At 65.7% G+C, this 14,971-nt stretch carries 14 protein-coding genes; 4 read left to right on the plus strand and 10 right to left on the minus strand.

Features of this window, described 5'->3' with window-relative positions; translation table 11 throughout:
• Positions 1 to 91 precede the first annotated feature (91 nt).
• The 6 genes from ACTJLF_RS16270 to ACTJLF_RS16295 form a co-directional block, all read right to left on the minus strand.
• Positions 92 to 1,144 carry a type IV secretion system protein gene (locus ACTJLF_RS16270; RefSeq protein ID WP_440883470.1) on the minus strand — a complete coding sequence of 351 codons (1,053 nt, stop codon included), beginning with the start codon at positions 1,142 to 1,144 and terminating at the stop codon, positions 92 to 94.
• A 260-nt stretch (positions 1,145 to 1,404) separates the two neighbouring features.
• The gene (locus tag ACTJLF_RS16275) at positions 1,405 to 2,139 is read right to left on the minus strand and encodes a type IV secretion system protein (RefSeq protein ID WP_440883471.1); all 735 of its coding nucleotides are present in this window, start codon (positions 2,137 to 2,139) and stop codon (positions 1,405 to 1,407) included.
• Positions 2,132 to 4,639, minus strand: a complete 2,508-nt coding sequence (locus ACTJLF_RS16280; protein WP_440883472.1) for a VirB4 family type IV secretion/conjugal transfer ATPase — start codon at positions 4,637 to 4,639, stop codon at positions 2,132 to 2,134. Before ACTJLF_RS16280 ends, ACTJLF_RS16275 begins: the two co-directional genes overlap by 8 nt.
• Positions 4,627 to 5,028, minus strand: coding sequence for a type IV secretion system protein VirB3 (locus ACTJLF_RS16285; protein ID WP_440883473.1), 402 nt, complete (start codon positions 5,026 to 5,028; stop codon positions 4,627 to 4,629). The genes ACTJLF_RS16280 and ACTJLF_RS16285 overlap by 13 nt, the downstream gene beginning before the upstream one ends.
• Positions 5,029 to 5,040: 12 nt before the next feature.
• Positions 5,041 to 5,331 (minus strand): TrbC/VirB2 family protein, encoded by a 291-nt coding sequence (locus ACTJLF_RS16290; protein ID WP_440883474.1) that lies wholly within the window; start codon positions 5,329 to 5,331, stop codon positions 5,041 to 5,043.
• Between the two features lie 6 nt (positions 5,332 to 5,337).
• The gene (locus ACTJLF_RS16295) at positions 5,338 to 5,904 is read right to left on the minus strand and encodes a hypothetical protein (RefSeq protein ID WP_440883475.1); all 567 of its coding nucleotides are present in this window, start codon (positions 5,902 to 5,904) and stop codon (positions 5,338 to 5,340) included.
• A 126-nt stretch (positions 5,905 to 6,030) separates the two neighbouring features.
• Here ACTJLF_RS16295 and ACTJLF_RS16300 point away from each other — a divergent pair, with 126 nt between their 5' ends.
• Positions 6,031 to 6,822 carry a ParA family protein gene (locus ACTJLF_RS16300; RefSeq protein WP_440883476.1) on the plus strand — a complete coding sequence of 264 codons (792 nt, stop codon included), beginning with the start codon at positions 6,031 to 6,033 and terminating at the stop codon, positions 6,820 to 6,822.
• A complete protein-coding gene (locus ACTJLF_RS16305) occupies positions 6,819 to 7,715 on the plus strand; it encodes a ParB/RepB/Spo0J family partition protein (RefSeq protein WP_145759749.1) in 897 nt (298 codons plus the stop codon). Before ACTJLF_RS16300 ends, ACTJLF_RS16305 begins: the two co-directional genes overlap by 4 nt.
• Positions 7,716 to 7,727: 12 nt before the next feature.
• Here ACTJLF_RS16305 and ACTJLF_RS16310 read toward each other — a convergent pair whose 3' ends face one another.
• Complete coding sequence (locus ACTJLF_RS16310) at positions 7,728 to 8,717, minus strand: GlxA family transcriptional regulator (RefSeq protein ID WP_440883477.1); 990 nt, start codon at positions 8,715 to 8,717, stop codon at positions 7,728 to 7,730.
• Positions 8,718 to 9,042: 325 nt separating this feature from the next.
• Here ACTJLF_RS16310 and ACTJLF_RS16315 point away from each other — a divergent pair, with 325 nt between their 5' ends.
• Positions 9,043 to 9,753, plus strand: coding sequence for an autoinducer binding domain-containing protein (locus ACTJLF_RS16315; RefSeq protein ID WP_145759747.1), 711 nt, complete (start codon positions 9,043 to 9,045; stop codon positions 9,751 to 9,753).
• A gap of 39 nt (positions 9,754 to 9,792) precedes the next feature.
• On the opposite strand, the gene ACTJLF_RS16320 is transcribed toward ACTJLF_RS16315, so the two are convergent.
• The 3 genes from ACTJLF_RS16320 to pabB all read right to left on the minus strand — a co-directional run bounded on the left by ACTJLF_RS16320 (position 9,793) and on the right by pabB (position 13,577).
• Positions 9,793 to 10,395, minus strand: coding sequence for an acyl-homoserine-lactone synthase (locus ACTJLF_RS16320; protein ID WP_145759746.1), 603 nt, complete (start codon positions 10,393 to 10,395; stop codon positions 9,793 to 9,795).
• Positions 10,396 to 10,614: 219 nt separating this feature from the next.
• Complete coding sequence (locus ACTJLF_RS16325; RefSeq protein ID WP_440883478.1) at positions 10,615 to 11,478, minus strand: DMT family transporter; 864 nt, start codon at positions 11,476 to 11,478, stop codon at positions 10,615 to 10,617.
• Complete coding sequence (gene pabB / locus ACTJLF_RS16330) at positions 11,475 to 13,577, minus strand: aminodeoxychorismate synthase component I (RefSeq protein ID WP_440883479.1); 2,103 nt, start codon at positions 13,575 to 13,577, stop codon at positions 11,475 to 11,477. The genes ACTJLF_RS16325 and pabB overlap by 4 nt, the downstream gene beginning before the upstream one ends.
• 659 nt (positions 13,578 to 14,236) lie before the next feature.
• On the opposite strand from pabB, the gene ACTJLF_RS16335 reads away from it, so the two are divergent.
• Positions 14,237 to 14,965, plus strand: coding sequence for a tRNA-uridine aminocarboxypropyltransferase (locus tag ACTJLF_RS16335; RefSeq protein WP_440883480.1), 729 nt, complete (start codon positions 14,237 to 14,239; stop codon positions 14,963 to 14,965).
• Positions 14,966 to 14,971: the final 6 nt, after the last annotated feature.

Below are 14,971 nucleotides of genomic sequence, written 5' to 3' on the forward strand. Positions count from 1 at the left end.
CTCAGGCGGCAGCGGCGGGCGAGTGCCGCAGGAAGAAATCAGGGCCGAAGCAAGGAGAGTGACCACGAGTCTCATCGAACGCTCCCTTCGGTCAGTCCGTCCGGCGGTGATTGGGCATGGCACGCTCGCGCGGGACCACCGTACCGCCGCGCCGCGATGTCCCGTCGCGAACCATCGAGGCGATCCCGGAGCCGATGCGGTGACCCGCCTGGCGTCGGAAGGAGTCCCACCGATTTCCGGGTTGTCGACCCATGCCGTCGAGGACGCCCCGCCCGACCTCGTAGCCGGTGCGTTTGGCCCCGCCCATGGCCCACTGCGCCATCCCGCTGACCACGCCGAACGAGGAGAGCGCGACACCACTTGCAAGGCTCGCAGCAATGGGCATGACCTGGCGCATGACAAGGAAGATGAACGCGGAGGCCAGGCACACTCTGGCGCCTTCCGTGACGGTGACCGCGCTTCCCAGCAAGACGGCATTCTGGGTGTATGAGCGAAGAACATGCAGAAGGAGTGCCGCCGTCAGCGTGGCGAGCACCGTGATGAGTGCGTAGTTGGCGAGCTGGGCGAGCCATGCCTCGAAGAAGCGCTTGGTGGCGTCGAAGAACAAGAGGCCAATGAATAGCGGGCCCAGCGCGAGGAGCAGCGCCAGGGCGACCTTGGACAGTGCCAACAAGAATGCGGTGACGACGACCGTCAGCCCAATCAGCAGATAGACAAGAAATCCTGCGAGATAGTAGGCAAAGTTTTCGTTGAGGACGCTTCCCTTGCTCAACAACTGCTCTGCGATCGAATTTCCGTCCGTCCAGATCTGGTCGACCGTGGATACAGTCGAGCCAGAACCGAGAATGGCTGCGGCCAGCTGGTCAGGGCCTCGCGTAAATGTGTCGACAGCAACGTCGTTGTACATCCAGAGTCTCAAACTGAGACCCAGCACGATGCCGACCATGAAAATGCGCTTCACACCCTCCCAGAGGGGTTCTTGAATTCGTCCGGAAAAGCTCAGGAAGCCCCAGAGCATCACATAGACAGTCGCGAGCGTGACCACCGCAGGTTCGATTGCCGAGGCGATTCGGGCGGCATTGGTGCTCACATAGACGCTTAGCTGCGCCGTCAGCCAGGTGAAGAATTGCTCGAAGAATCCCATGTGAAGCTCCGGCTCACTCAATGTTCGGGAGTCGATGGCAAGGGGATGGACTTCAGATCCTTGAAGTGCCCGATGCCCTCCAAGATCCTGCGAGTCGTGTCTTCATTCCTGGACTCCGATCGCATCCGTGCTGGAGGGTCGGCGGGCGTTGCAGGGTGGCGTCTTTCACTCACTTGTGCGACCGCGTAGATTCCTGCGGCCAAGATGGAAACTAGAGCGTAGGCCCATTTGCGTCCAGGCATTTCAGACTCCTTCCTTGCTCAGTAGTTGACGGCTGAGATCGTCTTGATGCTGCCGATGTCGCTGACAGCTTTCTCGCGGATGCGTTGAGTTCGGATAGCCTCTTCGGCCTGCGCCATCTGATAGAGCGCCTGCAGCTTCGTCTGCTCGTTCGTGAGCATGTTCTGCTCGGCCTGGATCCTGGCCTGCAGATCCTGGATGGCCTTCGGGTCCTGGGCGGAGGCAATGCGGTCGATCAGTTGCTGCAATGCGGAGAAACGCTGGCTGGTGTTCTGGTAGGCGCTTCGGGTCATGCCGTTGAGCATGGCTGCCGATCGCCGCCCCTGCTCGACGACCTGTCGAAGCTCGGGACTGAGCGCGTCCAGCTGGGTGCTCGACAGCACGCTGTTGGCCTTCATGACGGATTGCACGAGGTTGCTCAGGCCGGCGTAGCTGGTCGACGATCCGTTGACCGTGCCCATCAGGTCGCCATAGCTGGTCGGGAGATAGTTGCGCGCCGCATCGGAGGTCTGAAGCAGTTGCTCCATGCCTCGGGGACCCGTCATCGCGTTGTACGTCTGCGTGAGCTGGTTCCTCGCCTGCTGGAGCTGTTCGTACTGCTTTTGCATCGCAGAAATCTGCTGCTGCCAGTACATGACCTGCTGGATGAGATTGGCGATCGCCGTGAAGTCGATCACCGGGATGCCGGCCCTGGCCTGCAGCGGCGCCAGAAAGGTGGCGCCGGCGATGACGAGGGCGAGAAGATGTCTACGCATGGGAATCCTCCTGAGAAGACGTTGACGGGGAAGGCCCTCCTGCCAGCGTCGTGCGGAAAGGCGCCAGCCATTGATCCGGATGCGGGCCCAGCATCCTGATGAATTCGCGCATGAGACGGACATTGCCGGTGCGCCCCGAGATGACGTGCAGCGCATCGTCGAAGCCCCTGAGGTCGAGCTGCGCCACGACGCTCACATGGTTCTGCTTGATCAGAAACTGCCGCGAACCGGGTTCGAGTTCCTGCTTGATCAGTGCGAACTCCCGGTCCGTCAGATTGAAGCCCTGCGTGTATTCGTCATGGTCGGCTTCCGGATTCGGAAACAGGATCTTGGTCGGGGTCTGCTCGACGATGGCCCGGGCGATGCTGGAATCGAGCACGTGGTTGGTGCTCTGCGTGAAGGTGACGATGCTGGCGTTCTTCTTTCGCCAGGTTTCCAGGCCGTTCTTGGCGAACGTGGCGAACGCGGGATCGTCCAGGAGCTTGGCGAATTCGTCCATCCAGCACACCAAGGGACGTCCGTCCACCATCGTGTGGACCAGATGGAAGAGATACATGGTCAACGGCGCGCGCACGACCTCGTTGTCCAGGAAATCCGTGACGTCGAAGCCGACCAGCGCGTGGCCCGAAAGCAGGGGCGCCACGCGGTCTTCGTCGTTGTCGAAGACCCAGCCATAGGCGCCGTTCTCTGACGAACACCATTTGCGCAGCCGCGCGTGCATGCCTTCGGGGTCGGTGACGTCCAGAAAGGAGACCAGCCGAGAGAGGCACCGAAAGGGGCGCACCAGGCGCAGCGTGCCTTGGAGCGCCTGGTCGAGATCATCCTCCTGGCGCACCGTCAGGCTGTCGCCGGGCTTGCGCAAGACCAGGCGGCGCAGCCAACGCCGCATGAATTCGACGTTGTCGGGCATCGAGTCGTCAAGTTGCAGGGGATTGCAGCCCGTCGGCGCGCCGTTCTTGAGGGGCAGGTACTGGCCGCCGAGTGCCCGCACCAGGATGTGCAGGCCCTCGTCCTTGTCGAAGATGATCTGGGTGGCATCGAGGCGGTTGCAGATGGCCGCCATGCAGAAACCCAGCAGGGTGGTCTTGCCCGTACCGACCGGACCCACGCCGGTGACGTGTCCCACGTCGCGTCGGCTGCCGCCATTGGGACTGCGCGGGTCGCTCGCGTGCAGCGAGAAATAGTAGGGAGACCCCGCGCGGGTCATGAACATCGTCAGCGCGCTACCCCAGTAGTTGCCTGTCGCGCGGCCCGTGGGAAAGTTATGGAACGGCGACATCGCCGCGAAGTTGCGGCTCGTGATCGGCGCCTTGCGGCTGCGGTAGCCGAAGTTTCCCGGCAGCTGGGCCCAGAAGGCTGCCTCCAGCGCGAGGTCCTCGCGGGCGACGACCATCCCCGAGTCGCCCAACAGGTAGCGGGCACGGGCCATGTGGTCGTTGAGCTGCTTCAGGCGGGGCTGGTGCGCGCGCTCGCCGACGTCGTCCTGGGCATCGGCCAGCACGTGGAGGCTGAAATGATGGTCTCCTGCGACGAAACGGTTGCTCGCGAGGTCGTCCAGGGCCTCCTTGAGCTCTTCCGCCTGCGACAGCGCCAGATCTCCGGCGGCCGCCATTCGACGGTATTGGCGGCTCATCATGTCCGTGGCGCTGCCCTTGGCGAGGAAGGTGAAGCTCTGGGTCAGCACGAACGGAAACGGGGCCGTCAGCAAGGCGTCGAACATGCCCGGCGCCGTGGGCGTCGGGTACTCCTTGATGCCAAGGAAGGCGCCGATCCGGGTTTGGGTGCCCGTGCGGTATTCCATGGCTTCATGACCAAAGAACGGACGCGTGGTCGCCAGCACCTCGTCAAGAGGCGCCCGCGGCAGCGGCATGCGCTGCCACTCCCCGTTGATCAGCAAGCCGTAGAACTCCGCGAGCGAGGAACAGAGAATGTCGCTGTCTTCGGGTTGATAGATGCCCAGGGGCTGCGGATCGTAGCGCTCCAGGGCGACAAGCAATTCCTGGCGCAGCTTGTCGCAGACGTCCAGGGAGTCGCGAAGCTCCGCGCGCTCGCCTTCGGTGTCGGTGCGCTTGAGCAAGCGCAATGCGGCATTGCCCACCCGCGTGGACTGGGGCCGAAAAACGGTCGACAGGTAGAGCTCATTGACCATCAGCCTTTCGCGCGCCATCTTCTGCCGATAGCGTTGTTCGACCTCGCCCGCGAAACCCGGGACCGTCCGGCCCGTGGGATAACCGAGCTCGCGGCGTCGCACCACATGGGTCCACATCGCCAGGTGGGGAGAGGCGATGTTGCGCAGCAGGACGTTGAGTCGTTCATGCCAGTTGTTGATGTCCTCGTCGTCCGCGCTCTCGAAGCTGATGCCGCCCAGGCGCAGCGTCTGGACATAGTCCCCGGCGCGCGTTCTCGCAACGTGCGCATCGACATGGGCGGTCAGGGGAATCATCGCGGCGGCGCTGAGTTCGCGCTGCAGCGTTCTTTCGGAGCGGCTCAGCAGGTGCATGGCTTGCCCCTTTCAGTCCGCGCCCGATAAAGCACCTCGACCGGGCGTGAGCGCCGCCGTCCGTGCGCGTCCGGCAGATCCACCGCGAGGGGGCTGTACGAGTTGGCACACCAGAATCGCAGGTTGCCGTTGACCATGGCCGGCAGCCGGGTGCGTCCCCACAGCTGCAGCAGGTCGAAGAAGCGCGGCTCATGCAGGCAGACCAGGAAGAGCATGCCGTGGATCGGCAAGAACGCCAGCAGCCACGCGAGGTTCTTGGTCACGATGAAGGATTCGCTCGTGATCACGATGTTGAACATCATGGCCGAGTAGGTGACTCCCCAGACCATCGGGGGCCGGGTCATGCCGACGAACAACGCGTCGACGACGATGCCTTGGTTGCGGCTCATGGCGCCTGCCTTTCAGACCCCGAACAGGCCCCGGATCCATGTCACGATCTGCGGACCGCCGAAGACGAGCACGGTCCCGATGACCACGGCAACCATCCACCACCAGCTCAGGCGCCCGAACCAGGCCATGGCCCCGGAGACCATGACCGCGACGGCTGCCAGCGGGGTGAGGATGGTGACGAGTTGCTGCTGCGTGGCGTTTGCACCCCTGGCGAACGGACTGCTGGCGATGGCCAGCTCCGGCAGCACGATCAAAAGCCCCACGAGCAGCAACGGCCACGCTCGACGGATTGCGGCAGGCATGATGGCTTACTCCTTTCTGGCGGCGCCCACAGCGTGGACATCCAGTGGCTGTTGCGGTGCGCTCGGAAGCGGTGCGGGTCTTTCGGTCTGGCGACGGGCGCCGTAGACGTCCCACCACCGCAGCGCCGGCGCGGCGGTGCTCGCGATCGCCGACAGGTGGCCCGCCCCCGCCCGGTCGCTGGCCGGGGGCTGCGCCGGCGTCCCACCGAGATTGCGCGTCGCCGAAGCCAACTCACGTTTCAGGGCGGCGATGTCGGTGCGCAGCCGGGCCTGCTGCCGCGCGGCTTGGTTCGCAGCCTTAGGGTCGGATGCCCCGAGGTGTTCGGCGCGGCGTCTCTCGAGGCCTTCGAGCTCCTCCTCGGACCTCTTCAACTCCTGCCGAAGGATCTCGGTCCGTTCACTGTCGCGCTCGCCTTGCTCGGACGGGGTGACGATGCGCCGAGGCGCGGATGAAGCCTGCGCCTGCACACTGCCCGTGCAGGCCGCGCCGGACGCGATGACCACGAAGCTGGCCAGGGCGGTCCGGATGCCCTTGCTCGCCAGGTCGCCGCGTTGAAAGTCCTTGAATCGCATGGGTGCACTGTCTGCCCATGCTGGCTCGCAGGTCTACTGGCTCTTTTGACAGTGGCGCTCCACGCAAGCGAGGTGCGAGATTCCGCATTGCGATGCCGCGAAGTTCCGCATCGCGAGGAGCGGATCATGATCAACGTGGTGGTCTTCGGCAATCAGAAGGGTGGCGTCGGCAAGTCCACACTGAGCGTGTTGTATGCGCATTGGCTGGCCGATCTTGGGCGGCAGGCCGTCTGCGTGATCGACCTGGACGGTCAAGCCAACAGCACTAAGTCGTTGCGCCGGTACCGCGCGGACAGCGGCGCCCGGGCATTGTTTGACTCGGGCGCGATCCCGGCCCTTCCACGCAACGAGTCTTCCATCGTGCTGATGGCCGGCTGCAGGCAGCTGGCCGACGTCGAGCTTGCGAGGCCGGAGGTCGTGATTCCCGCATTTCGCAAAAGCGTCGCCGGCTTGGCGCGGGCGTTCGATACCGTGATCATCGACACCCCTCCGGCGCTGGGCCTGCGCATGACGGCAGCGCTGATGGCTGCGACGGCGGTGGCGTGTCCGATCGAGCTGGAGGAGTACAGCATCGATGGCGTGACGGACATGCTCAAGACCGTCTTCGGCATCAAGCACCGCTACAACGCGCAGCTGCGGCTGGCGGGGATCGTGCTGAACCGGTTCAATGCCCATTCCTCGCGGCAGAAGGCAGCGATGCAGGAACTGGTGGCGAACTTCCACGAACTCGTGATCCCGGCGCGGATCTCGACACGCTCCGCCATCCCCGAGGCGCTCGCCACGGGTGTGCCGCTGTGGCGCTTGCCCAGGAGCGCGGCGCGCGAGGCGAGCCTCGAGGTGATGAAGGTGTTCGGCTTGCTCCAGCAGCGCATTCTCGCGCCGGAAGCCGCCGCGGGGGCGCCGGAGGAGAGCGCATGAGCCCAACGAAGGAGCTGGACCTGAGCTCGCTGTCCCGGTTCAAGGCGACGGACCTGCTGGCCGAAGGGACGGACCGTCTTGCGCCCGCAGCGCCGAGGCAGGTGGCGCTGGATGCGATCGACCTCGATCCCGGCCAACCTCGAAGGGGTGTGCGGACGGAGGGGATCGCCGAGCTGGCCGAATCGATACGCAGGCATGGCGTGCTCGAGCCCGTCTCCTTGCGCAGCCATCCCACTCATGTGGGCCGGTACATCGTCAATCGAGGCGAGCGCAGGGTACGTGCCGCCCGACAAGCGGGCCTGCTGAGCGTGCCGGGCTTCATCGACGAGCGCGTCGATCCTTTTGCGCAGGCGGTGGAGAACCTGCACCGCGAAGACATGTCGCCCTTCGATCTGTCCACCTTCATCGCCGAGCGGGAGAGGGAAGGGCATACGCGCGCGGAGATAGCGCGCAGGCTGGGCAAGCCACGCTCTTTCATCACCGAGGCGGCCAGTCTCAACGACGCGCCGACGGAGTTGCGGCAAGCCGTGGAGGAAGGCAGGATCGGTGGCGATGTGCGCACGCTGTACCGGCTGGTGACGACGGTGCGCGACCGGCCGCAGGCGGTGCAGGAGCTTCTGGCACAAGGCCACGCGATCAATCGATCGAAGCTCGACGAAACGATGGAGCGCACGGATCCCTCGCGAGCGACATCGCCGGCGCGCACCCATCGGGCGGCACCGGTCGCCAGTGGCGGGCGCACGGTACTGGTGGTGGATCACAAGGGGCAGCGCGGGTCTCTGCGTCTCAGAGCCTGCGGCAGCGATGTCGGCGAAGTCTGTTTCGCCGATGGATCCCGCGTCGTGCTGCCGTTGGCAGAGTTGCGCCCCGTGTGCTGGGCCACGGAGGGATAGCCGCCGCAGTGATCATCGGGACGCGTCGGGCTCGCTCCTTGGGATCATGTGGTGTTGCCGGTACTCGCGGGGTGTCATGCCCAGGACGCGCAGGAACGTCCTGCGCATCACCTCCTGCGAGCTGTAGCCGCATTGCGCCGCAATGGTCTTGAGGGGGCGTGTGCCCGCTTCGATGAGGCGACATGCCGTGTCCAGACGAATCTGCTGCACGCCATGTGCTGGCGTGAGCCCCGTCGCGCGACTGTAGAGGCGGGTGAACGAGCGCGTGGACATGGGAAATCGCTGCGCCAGCCGGGCCACATCGAGCTTTTCGTGCAGGTGTGCGGCGATCCACGCGTGCAGCATGGCCACCCGCGGGTCCGGCGCCGGCTGATCGATCAGGCTGCTGCGGTAGCGCATCGGCCCGTAGCGCCGACTGCGCGGTTCTGGCAGGCGCTCGGCCAGCGTGTCCGCGAAGGCAGATCCCTGATCCGCCTCGAGCCATGACAGTGCCAGGTCCGTTCCCTGGCCCGCCTTGATGAGACGCCAACGCGGCGAGACCGGGGAGGCGGCGATCCAGTCCGAACGCCTTGCCTTGAGGGCCAGCCAGCTGGGGGACACGGGATTGGCCCGCTGGCGCGCCGGGGCGGACGTCGGTGCCAGCGCGAGCGCGTCGACATCGACAGCCGCGCAGCGAACCAGGTGCTGCAGGTTGTTCGAGAACCATCCCTGAAGACGCTGCACATCGCTCGTGCCCGCGGGTTCACTCCCAGCCTGGGGCCCACCCGCGATGACGAGCGAATTCGCATTCCCTTCGAGCCGATGCGGCAATACCTGCGCTGCCAGCAGGACGCCGCTGGAACTGCAGACCGCGCGGCCCTCGATGGAAATCAGCCGCACGGCATAGCCTGCCACCTCGGCTCCGCTGTGCCGCAACGCGTTGGCACCCTCGAAGACCGCAAGCATGCCGCTGACGTCCACGAGAGGAAATCCCGGCAGCAGCAGAAACCAGACCGTGTGCATCGCTCAGGGGCATGGATCCCTAGATCGGGACGTGCGTCGTGGTCATCCGGCGAAGCTCGCTTCGAGCCTGCCGAGGCTTGCATGTTCGAGCCCCGTGAGGTTGGCAGAAATGGTGGTCATTTCGTTGTCACTTGGGGAGATATCGCTTCTAGACTCTTGAATCCTTGCTTCAAAGGTTTACCTCGATGGGACACCGTGCTCGGCAACCGCATGGCGAGGATGGAGCAACGCCGCGCGTGCAGCATGCAGGCGCTGCATCAAGATTCCGTTGAGGCCACGCGCCGCGATCGCTGGCGGCGCCCCGGGGATGTAGGAAAGGGCATCCATGAATGACTGGACACAAGATGTTCTCGGCCAATTGACCGAAGTGAGCGAGACATCCCAGGCGCTCGAGTTGATCCACGTGGCGGCGACGCATCTCGGCTTCGAGAGCTGTGCTTACGGACTGCGCGTCCTCTTTCCCTTCACCCGCTTCGAGGCGCGGATGCTCAGCACCTACGATGCGCAATGGAGTCGCCGGTACCTGGAGCAGGGCTACCTCGGGATCGATCCCACCGCCATTCACGGTTCGCGCAGCCGGGCACCGATCATCTGGAGCGATGACGTCTTTCGGGACACGCCGCAGATGTGGGATGAAGCGCGCTCTTTCGGGTTGCGCGTCGGATGGGCGCAGTCGGTCTTCGACGCCGATGGCCGCGTGGGCATGCTGTCGCTTGCGCGCTCGAGCGAGCCGCTCACGGCCGCAGAGCTGCGCACCAAGGATCCCTTGCTTCAGTGGCTTGCCAGCACGGCCCACCGGGTGCTGTCGCCCCGTCTCGGAGAGAGTCCCTGGCTCGAACTCGCGCCGTTGACCAGCCGCGAGGTGGAGGTGATGCGATGGACGGCCGACGGCAAGACGAGCGAGGAAATTGCGATCATCCTGGACATCTCCGAGCGGACGGTGAACTTCCATGTCAGGAACGTGATGGCCAAACTGCATGCCAACAACAGGAGTTCGGCGGTGGCGCTTTCCTCGCGCCTCGGGGTCCTGAGCTGAGCTTGCGTTCGCGGCCGGTGCATGACACGGTACGCCCGCTCATCGGTTGGCGCCGTCCTGGCGACCGGGGTGCGGACGCCAGGTGGTGTCCACGTCGATCGCGCAGGCGAACAGATGCCGGCGACCGATACGCATCGGTGGACCCAAGCGGCGCGCACGCAGACCCGCTTGGCGCAGGATGCGCTCCACGCCCAACGGCGAGACGCTGACCAGTCTCCGGGCTCCTTTCTGCGCCACGGTGCGCATCGCCACGCTCAGCATCTCCAGCGCCAGCGACGTTCCGAGGGGGTCATCATGGGTGACACCTGGCTTGGCGTCCAGATCCATGGCCGCGAACCGCGACAACTCCCAGATCTTCGGTGAGCATGGCGCCGACCTGCGGCCCAGGAGCTCGGGAAACACGGTGGCCAGAAGATAGGGTCGATGTGTCGGGAGCAGGCGACCGGTCCCGACGATCTTTCCGCCGTCGTTGCGGGCGATCAGATAGGCGGTGTCCTTGCGATCGAATTCATCCAGCTCGAACCGCGCGCGCGTGTCCAGGTCCCAGCCCAGCTTCTCGACGAAGACCCGATGCCTGTAGCGAGCCATGTCGAACAGCACCTCTGCGGAGAATGAATCGGCGGTCCCGGTGATGATCTCCATGACGCTCTCCCGCTCAATGAAGCCGCATTACAGCGTGACGGAAAACGCCGGTGCACTGGCAGAACTGGCAGTTGCCGGCAGCGGCGAAACGATCGGACGCAAGGCGGCCGCGCGAGGAGGGCTGCGCCGCTGGTCGCCATCCAAGCTCATGGCTCCAGGCGCTTCAGCGGGAGGACGCGTTACGCGATCGTGCGCGCCTTGCCGATCGCAGGCGATGGGTCACACGCGTCGCGTTGTCCAGACGGCGCTGACGCCTGCCGCGGCAATCAAGAGGACGCCGATGAGGGCGCCTGGGCGGGGCGTGTCATGCCAGATCAGGTAGCTCAGCAGCATGGCCCAGACGATGAGGCTGTAGCGAAACGGCATGACGACCGAGAGATCGACGCCGCGACAGGCGGCGATGAGCGCGTAGTTGCCCAGCGCCGCGCAGGCGGCCGCGCCGGCCAGTGCCACGATCGCCTGCGGGCGCAGGACGCCCCAATGCTCGTGGCCGCCTAACAGCAGTCCGAACAGGCAGACGGCGAAGGTGGTTGTGACGGCGATCGTCGCGGAAGGGATCGCCAGCGGGATGCGGCGCGTCACCAGATCGCGCGCGGCCAGCGAAGCGGCGCACAGCAACGCACAGAGGTGCCCGGCGGCCGAAATGTCCGGTCGCGCCGTCGGCCGGATCACCAGCAGGACGCCGGCGAAGCCGATGCCGACCACGAGCAGGCGCGCGCCTTGCCAGGGCTCCCAGCGCAGCGCCATCGCCGCCAGCGCAATCATCAGCGGCGCGGTCATCATCAGGGTGCTGACGGTGGCCAACGAGGCCAGCGACAGCGCCAGCACAGAGGTGAAGGCGGTGCAGACCTCCAGGCCGCAGCGCGCGAGCACCTTGGGTTCAAGCGCGCCGCGCCAGTTGCCTCGCGCTCCCCACGCGAGCGGCAGGATGAACAGGCAGGCAAAGGCGCCACGCACGGCCAGAACCTGTCCCGGCGGCAGGTCCCGTGCGCACAGCTTGACGAGGGCATCGTTGAGCGCGTAGCAGCCCATGGCCGCCAGCATGAGGGCGATGCCCCTGCGATGGGCACGCGCCGAACTCATGGCGCGGGCGAGGAGGGGGGCGGCATGCCTGGCCCCGCGCCCAACCGGGCGCCGCATTGCCTGAGCACGTCCCACAGGGCCTGGGCCTTGAGGACGATCTCCGCGACTTCGTCGTCGGGGTCGGACATTGCGACGATGGCGCCCCCCGCGCCGATGGAGACCCGGCCGTTGGCTGCCACCAGGGTGCGGATCACGATGTTGAGCTGCGTCGTGCCGTTGAGTGACAGATAGCCGATGCTGCCGGAGTAGATGCCGCGGGCAGCACCTTCGATCTCGTCCAGGATCTTCATCGTGCGCACCTTGGGCGCTCCGGTCATGGAGCCGCCGGGAAACGCGGCCCGCACACAGTCCACCGCGCTGAGGTCGGCGCGCAACCGGCCCCGGATGGTGCTGACGAGCTGATGCACGGTGGCGTAGGCTTCCACGGCGAACAGGCTCGGGACATGGACGCTGTCGATCTCGCAGACCCGATTGAGGTCGTTGCGCAGCAGGTCGACGATCATCAGGTTCTCCGCGCGGGTCTTCTCGTCGGCGGTCATCGCCTCGGCGATCGCAAGGTCCTCCTCGGGCGTTGCGCCGCGCGCGGCGGTCCCCTTGATCGGTTTGGACTCCACCGCGCGGTCGCCGGAGATGCGCAGGAAGAGTTCGGGGGAGGCGCACAGCACAGCGCAGCCGCCGATGCGCAGATAGGCGGCATAAGGTGCCGGGTTGTGCCGGCGCAGGACCCGGTAGATGTCCAGCGCACCGATGCGCCCCTCGCCCACCAGCTGATTCGTGAGGCAGACCTCGTAGGTCTCACCCTGCAGGATCTCATGCTGGCATCGAAGGATGAGGTCCCGGTAGGTCTGCAGGTCCAGGCGCCATGCCAGCGGCTGCAGGTCGCGGGCTGCGTCGTTGCTGGAGAGGGCGGCTTTCGGTACGCTGGCGAGGCACTCGCGCATGGCCTGCATCCAGCGGCGGTTCTCATCGCCCGGCGTGGCCTCGTCCAGGCAGGCGATCCAGACCTGTTGCTCCGCATGGTCGAACGCGAGAAAGCGATCGGCGAGGATCCATGCGGCGTCCGGTGTGTCCGCGTCGTGCGCGCGAGAGCCGTCCAGCTCCCGCTTGAGCTCGTAGCCGAAGTAACCCACGAAGCCGCCGGTGAAATCGAACGGAAGCCCGGGGGATTGGAGCGGCACGTCGGGGATGTGCGTGCGCAGGTAGTCGAAGATGCTTTCGTCGCGTACCTGGAGGACACCACCGTGGCGCACCTGCAGCTCGCGCGGCGCCGTGCAGTAGGTCAGCACCTGCGCGCGCGGTCCGCTGGCGTCGCCCATGAACGAAAAACGTGCCCGGCCGGCTTCGGCAAGGCTGCTGTCGAGCCAGAACGCGCAGTCGCTGTGCCCGAAGGCGCTCACGAACACGTCCTCCGCGTCGGCCGCCGTATCGATGCACTCGGCGTGCAGCGAGAGTGCATGGGGCCCTTCGAACCGGAGGGAGGCGCCGGGGCCGTCGCGCAGCTCTCGCCGCCTCGCCTGCGCGTACCACTCCTGCGTCAACTCCCGGAAGTTGCGCAGCAGCCTCGCGCCGAACTCCGTGCAGATCGACTCCGGATGAAACTGCACGCCCCACCAGGGGCGTGCGACGTGGCGCAAGGCCATCAGCGTGCCGTCAGACGTCCAGGCCAGCGGTTCCAGGGACGGGGGCAGCTGGGTGACCGCCAGGGAGTGGTACCGCACCGCCTCGAACCGGTCGGGAATGCCACGAAAGAGGTTGCGCTGCGAATGGGAGATGCGGTCCAGGCGTCCGTGCATGGGCCGCATCGCGAGGTCGACCTTCGCGCCGCAATGGTGGGCGATCGCCTGATGGCCCAGGCAAACGCCGAGGACGGGCTTGTGGGAGTGCTGCAGCGCGTCCGCCGAGATTCCCAGGTCTGCGGCGTGTTGCGGTCGCCCGGGTCCCGGCGAGATCACGATGTTGTCGAAAGCCAGGCGTTCCGCTTCCGCCCAGGGCTTCTCGTCGTTGCGCAGGACGATCGGAGGCTGTCCGTTGCAGGCGGCCAGATACTGGTAGAGGTTGTAGGTGAACGAATCGTGGTTGTCGATCAAGAGGGTGCGCATAAGAGGCTCCTGAAGGGGTGGGAGGCCTCTGCATCGTTGGGGAATCGCACGACTGGCACAACTGCGCAATCTGCCAGTTTCCAAGAAGGGCGCCGAGGCATCCGTGCCGAACAGGCGCCGAGGCAACCCCGCGTTCATTGGGTGCGCGATGCCTATGACCTGGTGTCCGGCCCCGTCAGGACGTGGACGAAGGGCGGGTTCGACACCCGGTACTTCGTCGGCGCGGAACTCTTGTTCGGCAAAAACCTGGTGCAGGAAGCCAAGGCACTCGTGGACGGTCGCCCATTCTTGAATCACCCGGTCGCAGTCCTCATGTTCGTACCCGGGAACTTCAGCTCATTGCCTCTCGCAGAAGTCAGCCGTCCGCACCTAGCTCACCATCGCAGGCCATGGACGCCATGCAGGCCTGTGGCACCAGCCGATCCTTGCGCCATCCTGGCGCTGCCATGTGTTGGAGAACGTTTGGGGAGCACTGGCCGTGAAGCATGTAGCGCCGCTAGCTCCGGCCGCTCATTCCATCTGCCTTCAACCAGACTGGCGTGGCATCGGGCCCGAGGCGGTCTTGCGTCTTGGTCCAGAACTGCCGGTCGTCGCGCCCAAGCTCAGAGACATCCATTTCCACGCATCGTCTGGCCGTGCACGCCGCATAAGATCTCGCCATGTCCGCCGCATCATTCGTACGCCCTCGGTGCACCGCGTGCGCGCGCCCGCTCAGCGCCTGCATCTGCTGCTGGGTTGCGCCTACGGCGCACGCTGTGGAGGTACTGGTGCTGCAGCACCCGCTGGAGGTACACCAAGCCAAAGGCAGTGCCCGCCTGCTCCACCTCAGCTTGGCGCACTGCCGCTTGGTCGTCGGTGAGGCCTTTGCGACGCCGGTCTGGCCGGCGGACGGCAAGCACACGGTGCTGCTGTACCCGGACAGCCTGCAAGAAACCGCCACGCATCCGCGCGCCCCATCCCCACTCGCGCCATCGCCCGCATGGTTGCAAACCCCATCGCGCCTGCGCCTGATCGTCCTCGACGGTACTTGGCGCAAAAGCCGCAAGATGCTCTGCCAAAGCCCGCCGCTGCAACAGTTGCCACGCCTGGCTCTGCGCAATGTTCCGCCTTCGCGCTACCGTGTCCGCAAAGCCCATGGGGCTGACCAACTGTCCACGCTGGAAGCGACCTGTTTGGCCTTGTGCCAGCTGGAAGGCGATGCGGCGCGGTTCCAGCCCTTGTTGAATGCCTTCGACGGATTTGTCGAGCACTTGGGGCGGGCGGGCGGGCAGCGGAACGCACAAGCCGCTGCGATCTCACCTCCAACGAAGGTCACGGGGCTTGTGGAAGAGAACGCTCGCATGGCCGGTGCCTGCCTGCATTCCGCCGAAGAGCGACTGGTCCAATGAGTCAAG

It is taken from the genome of Variovorax sp. 22077 (genome assembly GCF_052044195.1).
In the GTDB taxonomy this organism is placed as follows: Bacteria; Pseudomonadota; Gammaproteobacteria; order Burkholderiales; family Burkholderiaceae_C; genus Variovorax; species Variovorax atrisoli.

Excerpts from the sequence above, each read along its gene's own strand:
- ACTJLF_RS16290 (WP_440883474.1), bottom strand. The coding sequence starts at position 5,331 with ATGCCTGCCGCAATCCGTCGAGCGTGGCCGTTGCTGCTCGTGGGGCTT.
- ACTJLF_RS16310 (WP_440883477.1), bottom strand. The coding sequence starts at position 8,717 with ATGCACACGGTCTGGTTTCTGCTGCTGCCGGGATTTCCTCTCGTGGAC.
- ACTJLF_RS16335 (WP_440883480.1), top strand. The coding sequence starts at position 14,237 with ATGTCCGCCGCATCATTCGTACGCCCTCGGTGCACCGCGTGCGCGCGC.
- ACTJLF_RS16315 (WP_145759747.1), top strand. The coding sequence starts at position 9,043 with ATGAATGACTGGACACAAGATGTTCTCGGCCAATTGACCGAAGTGAGC.
- ACTJLF_RS16275 (WP_440883471.1), bottom strand. The coding sequence starts at position 2,139 with ATGCGTAGACATCTTCTCGCCCTCGTCATCGCCGGCGCCACCTTTCTG.
- ACTJLF_RS16270 (WP_440883470.1), bottom strand. The coding sequence starts at position 1,144 with ATGGGATTCTTCGAGCAATTCTTCACCTGGCTGACGGCGCAGCTAAGC.
- ACTJLF_RS16305 (WP_145759749.1), top strand. The coding sequence starts at position 6,819 with ATGAGCCCAACGAAGGAGCTGGACCTGAGCTCGCTGTCCCGGTTCAAG.
- ACTJLF_RS16300 (WP_440883476.1), top strand. The coding sequence starts at position 6,031 with ATGATCAACGTGGTGGTCTTCGGCAATCAGAAGGGTGGCGTCGGCAAG.
- ACTJLF_RS16285 (WP_440883473.1), bottom strand. The coding sequence starts at position 5,028 with ATGAGCCGCAACCAAGGCATCGTCGTCGACGCGTTGTTCGTCGGCATG.
- pabB (WP_440883479.1), bottom strand. The coding sequence starts at position 13,577 with ATGCGCACCCTCTTGATCGACAACCACGATTCGTTCACCTACAACCTC.
- ACTJLF_RS16280 (WP_440883472.1), bottom strand. The coding sequence starts at position 4,639 with ATGCACCTGCTGAGCCGCTCCGAAAGAACGCTGCAGCGCGAACTCAGC.
- ACTJLF_RS16325 (WP_440883478.1), bottom strand. The coding sequence starts at position 11,478 with ATGAGTTCGGCGCGTGCCCATCGCAGGGGCATCGCCCTCATGCTGGCG.
- ACTJLF_RS16295 (WP_440883475.1), bottom strand. The coding sequence starts at position 5,904 with ATGCGATTCAAGGACTTTCAACGCGGCGACCTGGCGAGCAAGGGCATC.
- ACTJLF_RS16320 (WP_145759746.1), bottom strand. The coding sequence starts at position 10,395 with ATGGAGATCATCACCGGGACCGCCGATTCATTCTCCGCAGAGGTGCTG.